This window comes from Streptomyces sp. NPDC048521 (genome assembly GCF_043199855.1).
Lineage (GTDB): Bacteria > Actinomycetota > Actinomycetes > Streptomycetales > Streptomycetaceae > Streptomyces.
In genome coordinates this window covers 36,293-51,845 of the sequence record NZ_JBICWR010000021.1, presented here as the reverse complement: position 1 = coordinate 51,845, position 15,553 = coordinate 36,293, and the positions used below count along the sequence as shown (strand labels likewise).

14 protein-coding genes are annotated in these 15,553 nt (G+C 71.7%); 6 read left to right on the top strand and 8 right to left on the bottom strand.

The genetic code is table 11. The annotated features are described in order from the left end of the window. Nucleotides 1–146: 146 nt before the first annotated feature. From ACGFRF_RS34850 to ACGFRF_RS34835, 4 genes are all read right to left on the bottom strand, one after another. A complete protein-coding gene (locus tag ACGFRF_RS34850; protein WP_393746941.1) occupies nt 147–1,169 on the bottom strand; it encodes a zinc-dependent alcohol dehydrogenase family protein in 1,023 nt (340 codons plus the stop codon). Between the two features lie 194 nt (nt 1,170–1,363). Further along, entirely contained in the window at nt 1,364–2,221 is an 858-nt protein-coding gene (locus tag ACGFRF_RS34845) for an aldo/keto reductase (RefSeq protein WP_393746939.1), read from the bottom strand. Next, nucleotides 2,218–2,652, bottom strand: a complete 435-nt coding sequence (locus tag ACGFRF_RS34840) for a cupin domain-containing protein (protein WP_393746937.1) — start codon at nt 2,650–2,652, stop codon at nt 2,218–2,220. The genes ACGFRF_RS34845 and ACGFRF_RS34840 overlap by 4 nt, the downstream gene beginning before the upstream one ends. 70 nt (nt 2,653–2,722) lie before the next feature. Next, the gene (locus ACGFRF_RS34835; RefSeq protein ID WP_393746935.1) at nt 2,723–3,043 is read right to left on the bottom strand and encodes a carboxymuconolactone decarboxylase family protein; all 321 of its coding nucleotides are present in this window, start codon (nt 3,041–3,043) and stop codon (nt 2,723–2,725) included. 224 nt (nt 3,044–3,267) lie between these two features. Between ACGFRF_RS34835 and ACGFRF_RS34830 the strand changes: the two genes are divergently transcribed. Then, a complete protein-coding gene (locus ACGFRF_RS34830; protein ID WP_393746933.1) occupies nt 3,268–4,152 on the top strand; it encodes a helix-turn-helix transcriptional regulator in 885 nt (294 codons plus the stop codon). A gap of 292 nt (nt 4,153–4,444) precedes the next feature. After that, nucleotides 4,445–4,870: an SDR family NAD(P)-dependent oxidoreductase gene (locus ACGFRF_RS34825; RefSeq protein ID WP_393746932.1), complete on the top strand. Its 426-nt coding sequence runs from the start codon at nt 4,445–4,447 to the stop codon at nt 4,868–4,870. Between the two features lie 33 nt (nt 4,871–4,903). Here the strand turns inward: ACGFRF_RS34825 and ACGFRF_RS34820 are convergent, their stop codons facing one another. After that, on the bottom strand, nt 4,904–6,139 hold the full coding sequence (locus ACGFRF_RS34820) for an MFS transporter (RefSeq protein WP_393746930.1): 1,236 nt from the start codon (nt 6,137–6,139) through the stop codon (nt 4,904–4,906). 103 nt (nt 6,140–6,242) lie between these two features. On the opposite strand from ACGFRF_RS34820, the gene ACGFRF_RS34815 reads away from it, so the two are divergent. After that, entirely contained in the window at nt 6,243–7,160 is a 918-nt protein-coding gene (locus ACGFRF_RS34815) for a helix-turn-helix transcriptional regulator (protein WP_393746928.1), read from the top strand. 259 nt (nt 7,161–7,419) lie between these two features. Here the strand turns inward: ACGFRF_RS34815 and ACGFRF_RS34810 are convergent, their stop codons facing one another. From ACGFRF_RS34810 to ACGFRF_RS34800, 3 genes are all read right to left on the bottom strand, one after another. Further along, entirely contained in the window at nt 7,420–8,661 is a 1,242-nt protein-coding gene (locus tag ACGFRF_RS34810) for an MFS transporter (RefSeq protein WP_393747094.1), read from the bottom strand. Nucleotides 8,662–9,121: 460 nt separating this feature from the next. Next, nucleotides 9,122–10,018 (bottom strand): N-acetylmuramic acid 6-phosphate etherase, encoded by an 897-nt coding sequence (gene murQ / locus ACGFRF_RS34805; protein ID WP_393746926.1) that lies wholly within the window; start codon nt 10,016–10,018, stop codon nt 9,122–9,124. A gap of 179 nt (nt 10,019–10,197) precedes the next feature. Then, entirely contained in the window at nt 10,198–11,142 is a 945-nt protein-coding gene (locus ACGFRF_RS34800) for a MurR/RpiR family transcriptional regulator (protein ID WP_393746924.1), read from the bottom strand. Nucleotides 11,143–11,354: 212 nt separating this feature from the next. Here ACGFRF_RS34800 and ACGFRF_RS34795 point away from each other — a divergent pair, with 212 nt between their 5' ends. The 3 genes from ACGFRF_RS34795 (at nt 11,355) to ACGFRF_RS34785 (ending at nt 15,517) form a co-directional block, all read left to right on the top strand. Then, entirely contained in the window at nt 11,355–12,353 is a 999-nt protein-coding gene (locus ACGFRF_RS34795; protein ID WP_393746923.1) for an N-acetylglucosamine kinase, read from the top strand. Nucleotides 12,354–12,361: 8 nt separating this feature from the next. Then, entirely contained in the window at nt 12,362–13,936 is a 1,575-nt protein-coding gene (locus ACGFRF_RS34790; RefSeq protein WP_393746921.1) for a sodium:solute symporter, read from the top strand. Nucleotides 13,937–14,347: 411 nt separating this feature from the next. Next, entirely contained in the window at nt 14,348–15,517 is a 1,170-nt protein-coding gene (locus ACGFRF_RS34785) for an anhydro-N-acetylmuramic acid kinase (protein ID WP_393746919.1), read from the top strand. The last annotated feature ends 36 nt before the right edge of the window (nt 15,518–15,553 follow it).

Below are 15,553 nucleotides of genomic sequence, written 5' to 3'. Positions count from 1 at the left end.
CGCGACCCGCTCCCCCGCCTCCGCCCCCCGCCCGCCCCCGGCCCGGGTTGGGCCGGCGCGCCCCCCCCCGCGCGGCCCGGCGCGCCGCCCCCCCCCCCCCCCCCCCCCCCCCCCCCCCCCCCCCCCCCCCCCGGCAGTGCTACGGGTCAGGGCTTGAGCAGGGTCTTGATGGCGCGGCGCTCGTCCATCGCCTTGTAGCCCTCGGCCACCTGGTCCAAGGGCAGTTCCAGGTCGAAGACCTTGCCCGGGTTGATGCGTCCGGACAGAACCAGGTCGATCAGATGGGGAAGGTAGTCGCGAACGGGGGCCGGGCCGCCGCGCAGGCCGACATGGGAGTAGAACAGCTGCTCACCGTCGAGGGAGACACCGTGCGGGACGCCGACGAAGCCGACGTTGCCGCCGGGGCGGGTGGAGTTCAGGGCCTGCTGCATCGACTGCTCGTTGCCCACGCACTCCAGGACACGGTCGGCGCCGATGCCGCCGGTCATCTCCTTGATGCGGGCGACGCCCTCGTCGCCGCGCTCGGCGACGATGTCGGTCGCGCCGAACTCGCGGGCCAGCTTCTGGCGGGACTCGTGCCGTGACATGGCGATGATCCGCTTGGCGCCGAGTTCCTTGGCGGCGATGACGGCGCACAGGCCGACCGCGCCGTCACCGACGACCGCGACGGTGTCGCCGGGGCCGACGTCGGCGGCCTTGGCCGCGTACCAGCCGGTGCCCATCACATCCGAGCAGGCCAGCAGGCTGGGGATGTACTTCTCGTCGGGCACCTCGGGGGTGGCGACCAGGGTGCCGTCGGCCAGCGGGATACGGATCTTCTCGGCCTGGCAGCCGCCGGCGCCGACGAACTCGCGGTGCAGGCAGTTGCTCTGGTAGCCGTTGCGGCAGTTCGGGCAGGTGTTGTCGGAGGCGAAGAAGGAGCCGACGACGAACTGGCCCGGCTTGATGTTCTTCACCCCGTCGCCGACTTCCTCGACGATGCCGACGTACTCGTGCCCGAACGGGGTGGGCTGCTCGACCGGGTTGATGCCGCGGTAGTCCCACAGGTCCGACCCGCACACGCAGGTCGCCGTCGTGCGGATGACCGCATCGGTGGCATCGATGATCTTGGGGTCGTCGCGCTCCTCGAAGCGGACGTCGCCCGGTGCGTGCAGAATCGCTCCGCGCATGATGGTGGTGCCTTTCTTCAGTCAGAACCGACGTCCCGGCCCCCTGCAAGGGGGCGGGGCCGCACCGTGCGGCGCACGGGTCGACCCGACGCGTCAGTGAACGTCGCCTCGGCGTTGACGCCGGCGGCGCGGACGCATCCGGCCCGGTGCATCAGGGCCGACCCGTGCCGGCGCGAGGTGGCGCTCGTCCGGCGTCACTTGCCGCTGTAGACGGGGAAGGCGCTGTGCTCGCCGTAGTCCACGTCGCGCAGGCCCCGCAGGGCGTCCATGTCCTTGTCGGAGATCTCGAAGTCGACCTGGGCGTTGGACCGCATGTGGTCGGGGTTCGCCGTCTTGGGCAGCGACACGGTGCCCAGCTGCAGGGTGTAGCGGATGCACAGCTGCGGGACGGACACGCCGTACTTCTGCGCCATCTCCTGGACCTCGGCGTTGTTCAGGATCGCGCCGTGGGCGATCGGCGAGTACGCCTCGACGAGGATCTGCTTGCTCTCGCAGTAGGCCAGCAGCTCGGAGGGGGTGTTGCCCGCGTGCACGAGCAGCTGGTTCACGTGCGGGGCGATGGTCGCGCCCTGCAGGATGTTCTCCAGGTCGTGCTGCTGGAAGTTGGAGACGCCGATGGACCGGATCTTGCCGGCCTGATGGGCCTCCTCCAGGGCACGCCATGCCTCGCGGTTGCCCTGGGCGTAGTCGCCGCCGCGAAAGTCGTCCCACGGCTGCGGGCTGTGGATCAGCATCAGGTCGACGTGGTCCAGGCCCAGCTTCTCAAGAGAGCCGTCGATCGCAGCCAGCGCCTGATCGTAGTCCTTGATCTCCGCAGCGAGCTTGGTCGAGACGAACAGCTCGTCACGGGGCACCCCCGATGTGCGCACGCCCTCGCCGACACCGCGCTCGTTGCCGTACGCCTGGGCGGTGTCGATGTTCCGGTAGCCGATCTCCACGGCCGCGCGGACCGCGTCGGCCGCCTTGTCGTCGTCGATGAACCAGGTGCCGAGCCCCAGCTTGGGAATCTCGACGCCGCCTGCCAGCGTGTAGGTCTCGTCCAGGACGGTCATGCGTGTGCTCCGTTCTTCTTCAGCTGCCCGTACACCTCGTCGGTGACCGGCTCGAGCCACTCGTTGCTGACGCCCTCGCCCGGCGTGATGAAGGCGACGTGGGAGAACCACGAGTCGGCTTTCGCGCCGTGCCAGTGCTTCGTGCCCGCCGGAACGCGGACGACCGTTCCCGGCTCCATGCTGACGGGGTCCTCGCCCTCGGCCTGGTACCAGCCGCTGCCCGCCGTGCACAGCAGGATCTGGTCACCGCCGCCGCCCGTGCCGTGGTGGATGTGCCAGTTGTTGCGGCAGCCCGGCTCGAAGGAGACGTTGCTGACCGGAACGCTCCCCGAAGCGAGCGGAGCCAGGTAGCTCTGGCCGATGAAGTACTGCGCGAAGGCGTCGTTCTTCTCCCCCAGGGGGAAAATCTGATCAAAATCGTTGACAGCCATCTCGTTCTTTCCTTGGATTCGATCCGCCCCGCTGACCGTGCGGGGCATCGTTGCGCTGCACGTGCCGTGATCAGGCGGAACGCTCGTCCGCGATCTCCTTCAGCTGGGTGATCGCAGTCATGGCGTTAGGCCATCCGGCGTAGAAGGCCAGGTGCGTGATCGCCTCCGACAGCTCCTCCACACTCAGCCCGTTGTCCAGGGCAACGCCCAGGTGGTAGGGCAGCTGCTCGCTGCGGTACAGAGCGGCCAGCGCGCTGACCGTGACCAGGCTGCGGTCTCGCGGGGAGAGCCCGGGCCGTTCCCAGACATCCGCGAACAGCACGTTGTCGGTGATCTCGACGAGCTTCGGCGCGATACCGGCCAGCTCCTGCGGCGCGGACTGCTTCGCCATTGGGGTCACTCCCTGCGATGGTTCGATCATGGATGCGGCGTTGCTCACTGTCGGCCGCACCGGGCCGGACAGCATCCGCAAGCGGGTTCCCACCCCTTGCGTACCGGACCGCATCCGCTGCCACCATCGAGGAAACCGCAGCTCACAGCCGTACGGAAGGCACTGCTGTTACAGGTACTGACAGGACCCCCCAGGGCTGTGCCACCCGGCCTAGCCTGGACGGCATGGACACCGCCCACGAGATCCGAGAGTTCCTCGCCACCCGCCGCGCGAAGATCACCCCGCAGCAGGCCGGGCTGCCGGCCTTCGGCGGCGCGAACCGCAGAGTGCCCGGGCTGCGCCGCGAGGAAGTCGCCATGCTCGCCGGTGTCAGCATCGACTACTACGCCCGCCTGGAGCGCGGCCAGCTCGCCGGCGCCTCCGAGGAGGTCCTCGACGCTCTCAGCCGCGCCCTCCAGCTCGACGAGGCCGAACACGCCCACCTGCACGATCTGGCCACCGCCCAGCGTCACCGCCCACCGCGCCGCGCCGCCCGCAAGACCAAAACGCCCGTCACGGCCAGCCTCACCCGCGTTCTGGACTCCATGGCCGACGCCCCGGCCTTCATCCGCAACGGCCGTCTCGACATCCTCGCCGTCAACCCGCTCGGGCGGGCCCTCTACGCCCCCCTGTTCACCGGCTCGGCCCGCCCGGTCAACATCGCCCGCTTCCAGTTCCTCGACCCCACCAGCCGCGACTTCTTCCCCGACTGGAACGCCTCCGTCCACACCACCGTGTCCCTGCTGCGCACCGAAGCCGGCCGAGCCCCGGGCGATGCCGAACTGACCGGGCTGATCGGCGAACTCGTCACCCGCAGCGACGAGTTCCGCGCGGCCTGGGCCAAACACAACGTGCGCCTGCACCACACCGGCCGTAAGTCCTTCCGCCACCCAGCCATCGGCGAGATCACCCTCGACTTCGACGCCATGGAACTGCCCGCCCACCCCGGCCTCACGCTGACCGCCTACAGCGCCGAACCAGGCACACCCCACCACGACGCGCTACGCCTGCTCGCATCCTGGGCCGCCACCAGCCCGGACGAAACCCACCAGGATGCCTCCCACCCCTGACCAGACCCTCGCGAACGCGATTCCGGCCCAGCCCGTCTGGGCCCTGTTTTCGCGAAGCTACGGTGAAGTGACAAGTAGCTCGCCTTCTACGCCGGCGGGCCCAAGGCCATGACCGCGATCACGGTCGCCAAGCAGGTCTTCACCAATCCCGCCAACTGCGCCTTGTGCCGCCGGGCGATTTCACGCCCGGCGGCACAAGGCGCTCCAGCGAAGCCCGACCGGACCCCGCGGGCAGCGACGAAGGGAAGGAACAGCCAGATGGGAGAAGCAAACTTGGACAGGGGGTGCGCTCGTGAGCCGGATCCTGGTGACCGGTTCCGCGGACGGTCTCGGACGCGCCGCGGCCGAATCCCTGCTGTCCGCAGGACACGACGTCATCGTCCACGCCCGCAGCCCCGAGCGTGCAGCAGGTCTCGACACGCTGGTCGGCCGCGGGGCGCACCTGGTGGTCGGCGACTTCACCGACCGTGTCGCCGTACGGCGTATCACCGCCGAACTGAACGACGCCGAGCCGCTGGATGCGGTCATCCACAACGCCGGCGTGTGGAGCGGGACCGGGTACCCGGCATCGGCGAACGTGCGGGTGAGCGCCAGGCCGAGGCCGGGTCCGACGCCGACAATGATTGCGGTTCCGAGGGCCATGGTGGTCCTTTCTCAGGAGAACGCCAGGCAGAGAGGTGCCCTGCTCGCAGGTGGGCGTTCTGTGGGGCTTTGCTGATCTGCGGCACATGGCCGGGTCGTGGGGGAAGCGTCAGGCGACCGACAGGCTCCGTCGCGCAACCGCCCAGACGATCAGCGCGACGACGAACAGGACGGCAGCGCCGCCCATCACCAGGACCCATCCGCCGGTCTGCCAGAGGGCGGCCGCCAGCGCGGAGCCGATGGTGCCGCCGATGAAGTTGCAGGTGACGAAGGCGGTGTTCAGCCGGCTGCGGCTCTGGGGCTCGATGCTCATCAGCCGGGTCTGGTTGAGGACGTTGACCGCCTGGATCGCGGTGTTCAGCAACAGGACCACGATCAGGACGATGACGATCGAGTGGGCGCCGGCGGCGCCGAGCACGACTGAGGCCAGGGCCAGCAGGAGTCCCGCGCCGGTGGCCGGCACCGACCAGCCGCGGTCGTGCAGACGGCCGGCCCGCTGGGCGACCAGGGCGCCGGCCAGGCCGACGAGGCTGATCAGACCGATCTGGGTGGCCGACCAGTCGAAGGGGGTGGCGCTGAGCAGGAAGGTCAGGGCGGTCCAGAACAGGGTGAACACCATCATCGCGACGGCCCCCAGGACCAGCGTGACCTGCACCGGCCGGTGGCGCCGCACGGTGGTGATCACCGATGCCAGCAGGGCCGGGTAGCTGGTGGAGGTCCGCGACGGCATCGCTGGCAGCACGCGGGCCAGGCCCGCGGCGAGAACAACCATGAGGGCGGCGGCCGCCCAGTAGATGGTGCGCCAGCCGAACGCGTCGGCGACCACGCCGCTGATCGCCCTGGAGACGAGAATGCCGATCAGGATCCCGGACGCGACGGTGCCCACGACTCGGCCACGCTGGTCATCGCGAGCCAGATCGCCCGCCAGCGGGATCAGCAGCTGCCCGGCCACCGTCGTCACCCCCACCAGTGCGAAGGTCACCAGCAGCGCCGTGAAGCCCGGAGCGACGGCGCTGGCCGCCAGGGCGAGGGCCGACGCCAGCATGATCACCGGGATGAGCCGGCTCCGGTTGAGCCGGTCACCCAGCGGCACCACCAAGAACGCACCGATCGCGTAGCCGATCTGCGTCAGGGTGACCAACAGCCCGGCCGAGCCGGGGCTGATGTGCAGCGAGCCGGCGATCGTGTTCAGCAGTGGCTGGGCCCAGTACAGGTTGCCGACCGCGGCACCACCGGCCAGCGCGAACAGCAGCGTCAACGGCCCGTTCATGCCGCGCGAGCCAGGAGCGGAGGCGGGAGCCGCAGCTACCCGGGCCGGGGCTGCAGGCGTGGTCTTGTTCGTCATGGCATCCAGGCAACCAACATCGCGCGCGGTGCGGCAGGACGCGTTGAAGGGGGTACTGGCAAGTCCTCCTTAACCTCGAACGGGGGTGCCTACCGTGGAAGACATGGACCATCGCCGCCAGATCCAGGAATTCCTCGCCTCCCGCAGGGCACGGATCAGCCCCCAGTCGGTCGGGCTGCCCGTGGCCGGGCGCAAGCGGCGCGTGCCCGGGCTGCGCCGCGAAGAGGTCGCCGCCCTGGCCGGGCTCAGCGTCGACTACTACATCCGCCTGGAGCGCGGCGCGCTCACCCATGCCTCCGACAGCGTCGTGACCGCCATCTCCCGCGCGCTGCAGCTCGACGAGACCGAACAGGCCCACCTGATCGCCCTCGCCCGCGCCGGGCAGAGCCACGCGGCTCCGTCCCGCCCCCGGCGTAACCCGCCCGCGGCGATCGCCCCGCAGCTGCAGAGCGTCCTCGACGCCCTCGTCGGCGTCCCCGCCCTGGTGCGCAGCCCCACCCTCGACGTGGTCGCCACCAATGCCCTCGCCCGCGCCCTGTACAGCGAGCTGTACACCGACGGCAGCGAGCGGCCGAATCTCGCCCGGTTCACCTTCCTCGCCCCCCAGGCCGAGCAGTTCTGGCGTGACTGGCACCGCGTCGCCGACGACCTCGTCGCGCACCTGCGCGCCGCCGCCGGCGCCACCCCCTACGACCGCCATCTCACCGACCTCATCGGGGAGCTGTCCACCCGCAGCGACACCTTCCGCCAGCTCTGGGCCCGCCACGACGTACGTGCCTACGGTCGCGGCACCAAACGCTTCCAGCACCCCCTCGTCGGCCCCCTCGACCTGCGCTACGACCTCATGCATCTGGCAGCCGAACCCGGCCTGACGATGATCACCTACACCGCCGAACCCGGATCCGCCTCGCAGGACGGCCTGGCCCTCCTAGCCTCCTGGGCTGCCAGCCAAAGCACCCCCGGACACAACCCGGCTGCCTCGACACGAGAGTCAGTCCCGCCGCCCCCACACCACGACTGAACCGAAACCGAGCGAGGCGGCAGCCACCGGCCGACCGCAGCGGCGACAGCGCCCGGGGGTCCGCGTCGGCGTGCCTGTCCGCCCACTTCGGATCGGCCAGGTGCGTCGTGGTTGCAGGTCAGGAACGCCTTCGGGTCCGCGACCAGCGCGGGTCTTGATCCCGCGGCTGTGCAGGCGGGCGCGGAAGGTCCTCCCTCCACAACGACATCAGGGGGAACGGATGGCATTGTTCGCAAGCCGTGGAGGCGGTGTCGACGCGTCAGCCTTGGCTGGTTTCACCATCAGGTTCCACGTGAGGGTCGGTCAGGGGGTGGCGGCCTCGGGCCGGGCTTTGCCGGTGGCTGCCTGGGGCTGTGGGGGGCGTCGTGAGGGCGTGGCGGCTGGACCAGGTCAGGGCTGCCGTCGCGGTCAGGGCGAGGAAGGGGACGGTGAAGCCGGCTCGGGTGCCGCCCGGGCCGTCGACGAGTCGGCCGACCGCGGCGGCGGAGACGGCGATGCCCGCCGCGCTCGCGGAATTCGTCCAGGTGAAGGCCTGGGTCAGGACCGACCGCTCCATGACCGACTCGACAAGCGTCGAGGAGACGATGATGCACGGGGCGACGCCCGCACCGGGGAGCAGGAGGGCGAGACCGAGCTGCCAGGGGGCGCCGGCCAGGAGCGGCAGCAGCGATGCGCAGGCCAGAAAGGCCAGGATCAGGGGCAGTTGGGCCGCGGGCGGGGTGTGCGGGCGGTGTCGCCCGTAGACCAGGCCGGCCAGCAGGCTTGCCGCGCTCATCAGTCCGTACAGGAATCCTGCTGTCGCGGCGGCGTGGTGGACGTCGGCGAAGGCGCTCACCGAGACCTGCATCGAGCCGAAGAAGACGCCCAGGGCCAGATTGACCGCCAGCAGGGTGGCGAAGTTCCGGGTCCAGAGAGTCCCCGGACCCCGGGCGGCCGTACGATCCGGGGCGGGCGTCGCGGCGGGCGCCGGGGCCGTACGACGTAGCGCCGCGAAGACCAGTCCGGCGCCGAGGACGAGCGCCCCGGCCAGCACCGTACCCGCGGCCGGGTGCAACTCGGTTGCCGTCAGCGCTGCGAGGGCGGGACCGAGGAGGAAGGCCGCATCGTTGCTGATCGTCTCGAGTGCGAAGGCCGGGGTGAGTTCGGCCCTGCCGTGCAGCAAGGCCGACCAGCGGGCCGCGGAGAGCGCGCCGAACTGCGGGATGGTCGCCCCGGCGGCGACGCCGGCGGCCATCAGCGGCACCGTGGGCGCCCCGGCCAGGACCAGCGCGACCAGGGCGGCGATCGCTCCGGCGTGGGCGCACAGGAGGGGTACGAGGACGCGCGGCTGTCCGAGACGGTCCATGAGGCGGGCCGTCTGCGGGCCCACCAGGGTCTCCGCCACGGCGAACGAGCCGGTGACCAGGCCGGCCACCCCGAAGGACCCGGTCTCGGCATGGACCAGCCAGACGATGCCGAGGCCGGCCATGGCCACCCCGACCCGGGCGGGAGCCGCGGCCAGGAAGAAGGCCGCCGCGCCGGGGGTCCGCAGGGCTGAACGGTAGGAGGCGGTTCCCGCCCGAGCCGGTGCGGTAGCGCGAGACTTCCGTGCCGTACGGAAGAAATGCGGTGCGGTACGGCGGAACCAGTGCCGCGGTGTCAACGTGAACCTTCCGCTGCGCGGTGGGGCGGTCCGGGAGAAGGACGCCCGTCGCGGGCACCGCCTCCCGCCGCCAGGAGTCGTCCATGGTGACGCGGACGGGACGGAATCGAAGTCCCGGTCGGCGTCGGCTCCAGCGCCGGCAGAAATGTTGAGTGCTGAGATCGAGGAATCGAGAGCTAGGAATCGAGAGCGAAGAGCGGATCGTGCAGGGAAGGACCCTAGCGTCGACGGCGGGCGGAGAGAAGACCGCCGTGCGGCACGGTCACCGTCGCCGGATCGCCGGGCCTTGGGCTGGCGGAGGCCGGGCCGCAGGGGGCGGTCAGGGGCGGTCGATGGCCGTTCGGGTGTCACCGTCGGCCTTTTCGAGGCGCTGGGCGGCCTCCTGGGCGGTGCAGTGGGCGAGGAGCATGACGATGGCGGTCTTGGCATGGCCGTCGGCCGCCCGCAGCGCCTCGGCGGCGGTGTCGGGGTCGGTGCCGGTCGCCTCGACGACCATGCGGCGGGCGCGGTCGAGCAGCTTCTCGTTGCTGGCCCGGACGTCGACCATGAGGTTCCCGTAGACCTTGCCCAGGCGCACCATGGAGGCGGTCGAGAGCATGTTGCAGACCATCTTCTCGGCGGTGCCGCCCTTCAGCCGGGTCGACCCGGTGAGGATCTCCGGCCCGGTGGGGACCTCGATGGGGATGTCGGCGTAGCGGCTGACCACCGCGTCGCGGTTGCAGGCGACCGACACCGTCGCCGCACCCTTGGCGGCGGCGTGCCGCAGGCCGCCGACGACGTAGGGGGTACGGCCGCTGGCGGCGAGCCCGACGACCGTGTCCCGGTCGTTCACGCCGATCTCGTCCAGATCGGCGGCGGCCCTGGCGGGTTCGTCCTCGGCGCCCTCGACCGCGACGACGAAGGCGCCCGGGCCGCCGGAGAGCAGGCCCACCACCTGTTCCGGTGCGGTGCCGAAGGTCGGGGGGCACTCGACGGCGTCGAGCAGGCCGATGCGGCCGCTGGTGCCGGCGCCGAGGTAGATCAGCCGTCCGCCCTGCCGTAGCGACTCGGTGATGGCCTCGACGGCGGCTTCGATGTCCGTGAGGGCGTCGCGTACCGCCAGCGCGACGGTCCGGTCCTCGTCGTTCATGACCGACAGCAGTTCGCGGACCGGCATGCGGTCCAGGTCGGCGGTCCGCTCGTTGCGGGTCTCGGTGCCGAGAGTGCTGAGGTCCACGGCGCTGTTCCTTTCCTGGGCGGTGCGGTAGGTCTCGGGCGGTGCGGAGAAGCGGGGGCGGTGCGCTAGGTCTCGGGCGGCGCGGGGAGTCTGCGCGGGCGTCAGGGTTGTGCGGGTGTCAGGCGGTCGGGGAAGTCAGGGCTGCGCGGGCGTCAGGCCGTACGGAGGCGGGGCTGCCGTCAGTCACCGGTCGGCGCGCGCCGTGGTGACTGTGGGGGTCTGCGGCGCTGGACGGCCTGGTAGGTCTCGTGGAGCGCCGCGGTCGCGGCGTCGAAGCCGCGCTGGGCGACGCCGACGAACAGGCAGTCGACAACGGCGAGTTGGGCGATGCGGCTGACCGTCGCACCGGAGCGGAAGGGTGTTTCGCGGGCGCAGGTGGTCAGTACGAGGTCCGCGCTCCTGGCCAGCGCGGAGCGGGGGACGTTGGTGAGGGCGATGGTGGTGGCGCCGCGTTCGGCGGCGGCCTGGAGCGGCTCGACGGTGTCCTCGGTCTCTCCGGAGTGGGAGATGGCCAGGGCGACGTCGCCGGGTCCGAGCAGGGCGGTTGCGGTGAGGGCGGCGTGCCGGTCGGTCCAGATGAACGCCATGTGGCCGATGCGGTGCAGTTTCTGGTGCAGGTCCTGGCCGACGAAGGCGCTGGCGCCGACGCCGAAGATGTCGATCCTGCGCGCCGCGGCCACGGCGTCCACCGCGCGGCCCAGGACGTCGATGTCGAGCCCGGACCCGGAGTCCTCCAGGGCACGGACCTCGTTGTAGACGATCTTGTGGACGATCTCGCTCAGCGTGTCGGTGGCGCTGATGTCGGTGCTCGGTATCGGGCGCTCGCCGTCGAGGGCGTGCTCGCGGGCCGCGGCCGCGGCCAGTGCGAGGCGCAGCTGGGGGTAGTTGGTGATGCCTATCGTGCGACAGAAGCGCATGACCGTGGCCACCGAGGTGTCGGCCCGCTTGCCGAGCGCGCTGATGGACAGCTCCGACGCCTGCGCCGGATCGGCGAGGACGACATCGGCCACCCGCCGTTCCGACGGTGCCATGGCGGGCAGTTCGGCGCGGATGCGGGCCAGCGTGCCGGCGGGAGACTCGTCCGCCGGCCGGGCCGGGGTGCGGGGTGGTTTCTGGCCGGCCATGGACCGCTCCTCCTGGGTGGGTGGCGCCACAGTAACCACGCCCCGCCCGCACGTCAAAAATTTACGCGCCTCACTCGATGAGGTTACTTATTGACATCCGGAGGTTCGTCTTCTGATACTCGCTGCACCGCGATCCGCGCCGGCCACTGGCCTCCTGGCCGCTCTGTGACCGTTCGACGTGACGGATCCCTGGACACACGAAGGCGTGCCGCATGACAGCAGCAGTCGCGGTGGACCTGGGCAAGACCGGCTGCCGTGCCCTGCTGTGGGACGGCACCGGACCTGCCCTCGACGTTCACGAGGTGCCCGGTGCCCCCGGGCTCGCCTCCGACAACGGAGTGGAGACGGCCCGTACGGCCGTACTCGCCGCCGTCCTCCCCCTCCTGGAGCAGAAGCCGTCGGTCCGGCCGGCGGTCGTCTGCGTGGGCGCGGCCGGGGCCGCCGCCGCACCGGAGGCGGCCCGCGCCCTGGCCGGCCTGCTCCTCGCGGACCTGCCCGCGGACGAGGTGGCCGTCACCAGCGACGCGGTCACCGCCCACGCCGGCGCCCTGGGCGGCCGTACCGGCGTGGTCCTCGCGATCGGCACCGGCTCGGTGGCCATCGGCATCGGGGACGACGGGTCGTACGCCCGCGTCGACGGATGGGGCCCCTGGCTCGGGGACGAGGGCAGCGGCGCCTGGATCGGCGCCGCCGGACTGCGTGCCGCGCTGCGCGCCCACGACGGACGCGGACCGGACACGGCGCTGCTGGCCGCCGCGGTCGAGCGCTTCGGCGACCCCGACCGGCTGCCGCTGGCCCTGGGCCGCGACGGCAACCCGGCCCGCACCGCCGCGTCCTTCGCCCCGGACGTCGCGCGCACGGCGGCGGCGGGTGACACCACGGCCTCGGCGATCATCCGGGACGCCGCCACCGCACTCGGCGAGGCCGTGCTCGCCGCGGCGCGCCGGATCGGCGGCGACGGCCTCGGCGTCACCGTCACCGGCGGGCTCACCGGCCTCGGTGAACCGCTGCTCGGGCCGCTGCGCTCGGCGCTCGCCGGCTTCCCGCGCCCCCTCCACCCGCGGCCCGCGCTCGGGGACCCACTGGACGGTGCGCGCCTGCTGGCCCTGAATGCCCGTACGCCGCACGAACCGCACGTCGTCCGCGTCCGGCGGACGGCGCCCTTCCCCGCTGTCCCCACCCCGCCGGTCTCCCCGCCGGCCGTTGCTTAGGAGAGAGTGTGCGCCAACTCGACCTCGTGGTGATCGTCGTCTACCTGGTGGCGATCGCCGTGATCGGACTGCGCCTGGCCGGCCGGCAGAAGACGTCGAAGGACTACTTCGTCGGCGAGGGCAGCATGCCGTGGTGGACCGTCTCGTTCTCCGTGGTCGCCACCGAGACCAGCGTGCTCACCGTCATCAGCGTGCCCGGCGGCGCCTACAGCGGACAGGGTTTCGGCAACGTCGAACTGGCCCTGGGCTACGTCGTGGGCCGCGTCGTCGTCGCCACCGTGCTCATCCCCCTGTACAAGCGGGGCGGGTTCGTCAGCGCCTACCAGTACCTCGGCACCCGCTTCGGGCTGAGACTGCAGGGGCTGGCCTCGGTCACCTTCGTCTTCACCCGCCTCCTGGCCGAGGGCGTCCGGCTCTTCGCCTCCGCGATCCCCATCAAGCTGCTGCTCGACGAGTTCGGGGTGCACACGAGCTACCGCCTCATCATCATCGTGCTCACCGTGATCACCGTCGTCTACACGTATCTCGGTGGCATCAAGGCGGTCATCTGGACCGACGCCATCCAGATGGGCCTCTACCTGGGCGGCGCGGTCCTCACCATCGCCGTCCTCTCCGGGCACGTCGGCGGCGCCGGCTTCACGCGCGCCCTGCACGCGGGCGAGTTCAAGCTGTTCGACACCGACTTCGGCCTGGCGCACGTCATGACCAGCCCGTTCGCCCTGCCCACCGCCATCGTCGGCGGTGCGATCTTCGCCATGGCCAGTCACGGCTCCGACCAGCTCATCGTCCAGCGCATCCTGGCCACCCGGTCACTGCGCGACGGCCAGAAGGCCATGATCGCCTCCGGTGTCTTCGTCACCTTCCAGTTCGCGGCCTTCTCCCTCGTCGGCGCGCTGCTGTGGGCGTACAACCAGGGCAAGAGCTTCCAGGAGCTGGGCCTGAACAGCTCGGACAACCTCTACCCCCACTTCATCCTGCACGGGCTGCCCGTGGTGGTATCCGGTCTGCTGGTGGCCGGCATCCTCGGTGCCGCCATGGGCTCGCTGTCCTCGGCGCTGAACTCCATGTCGAACTCGACCGTCGCCGACATCATCCACAGCTTCTTCCGCACGACACCCTCCGAGGCGTCGCTGCTGAAGCTCGCCCGGGTGATGACGCTGGTGTGGGCTGCGCTGATGGCGGTCTTCGCCTGCGCGTTCAGCACGAGCACCGGCAACGTCTACCTCACCGGCCTGACCATCGCCGGCTACACCTACGGCGCCCTGCTCGGCGCGTTCCTGCTCGGGCGGATCGTGCGGCGCGCCAACGAGATCGACTCCGTCGTGGCGTTCCTGGTGACGGTGGCGCTGATGACGTACATCGTGCGCGAGGTGAAGATCGACGTCACCACGGCGGCCGGCACCACCGTGCCGACGGCGATCGCCGCGCAGTGGCTGGTCCCGATCGGCGTGGTGGTCACCCTCGTCGTCGGTGGCCTGATGAGCTTGTTCCACCGCGCTCCCGAGGCCACGGAGGTCCCGGTGGGCGACGGCGAGCCGGGCCCCGACCAGGGGCGGATCACGGCGTCCGCCCACCAGGACTGACCCCACCCCCCGGGTGCGGGGCACCAGGACTCAACGCCCACCCACCGGGTGCGGGACCGCGCCGGCCACCTGCCGGTGCGGGCCCGCACCGGCGGCCCGGCCTAGTCCGGGGCCGTACCCCGGCCCCAGCCCGGCCCGCGCACTCCGGCACCCGACCGCACCAATACGCCCGCACTCCCCCACCACGGACCGCACCAACAACCCGCACCGGATCGCCCGCACCGGATCGCACCAGCCCACAGCACCACCTGGGCACCGGACCGCACCGGTACTCCGCACGGACCGCACCAGCACCGCACCGCACCGCACGCGGGACCAGCGCCCAGCGCCCCCGCACCCCCGAACCCTCTCGGAAGGCACCATGCCCCAGCCCACTCCGCCCGCCGTGCGGGTAGCGAACCAGGAGGCGTCATGCGGGTGATCGGCCTGATGTCAGGCACCTCATACGACGCGATCGAAGCGGCCGCCGCCGACCTCACCCTGGACGACGACACCCTGCTCCTGCGGCCCCTCGGGCATCTCTCCGTGCCCTATCCGGACGACCTGCGGGACCTGATCGCCGCCTCCCTGCCGCCGGCCGCCACCACCACCCAGGCGGTCTGCGCCCTGGACACCGGTATCGGGCAGGCCTTCGCCGGCGCGGCCGCGCGTGCCCTGCGGGAACTGTGCGCGGGCGCCGCTGACCTGGTGGTCTCGCACGGCCAGACCATGCACCACTGGGTCGAGGGCGGCATCGTCCGCGGCACCCTGCAACTCGGCCAGCCGGCCTGGATCGCCGAGGCCACCGGACTGCCCGTCGTCTCCGACCTGCGCGGCCGGGACGTCGCGGCCGGCGGCCAGGGCGCCCCGCTGGTCGGCATGACCGACAGCCTGCTGCTGCGCGCCCTGCCCGGCACTCCCGCGGCGCTGAACCTCGGCGGCATCGCCAACGTCACCGTCCTCGCGCCCGGCGCCGAGCCGCTCGCCTTCGACACCGGCCCCGCCAACGCCCTGCTCGACGCGGCCGTACGGCACTTCACCGGCGGCGCCGCCGATTACGACGCGGACGGACGCCGGGCCGCCGCCGGACGGGTCAGCCCCGAGCTGCTCCGCTTCCTGCTGGACGACCCCTACTACCGCAGGCCCGCACCGAAGAGCACCGGCAAGGAGCACTTCCATCTGCCCTACCTGCGGCGGGCACTCGACGCGGTGCCCACGCCCGCCCCTGACGACGTACTGGCCACGCTGACCCGGCTGACCGCCGTGACCGTGGCCGATGCCTGCCGTGCCCACGGGGTCACCGAACTCGTCGCCTCCGGCGGCGGCACCCGCAACCCGGTGCTCATGCGCATGATCACCGAAGAGCTGCCCGGCGTGCCGGTGCGCAGCAGTGACGACCTCGGTCTGCCCTCCGACGCCAAGGAGGCCCTGGCCTTCGCCGTCCTGGGCTTCCTCACGGTCCACGGTCTGCCCGGCACCCATCCCTCTGCCACCGGCGCCTCCCGGGCCACGCTGCTCGGCAGCATCACCCCCGGCCGGGCGCCGCTGCGGCTGCCCGAACCCGTCGCTCAGCCGCCGCACCTGCTGCGGATCATCCCCTGACCCCATCCCCTGACCCCGACTCGACCGGCAAGGACC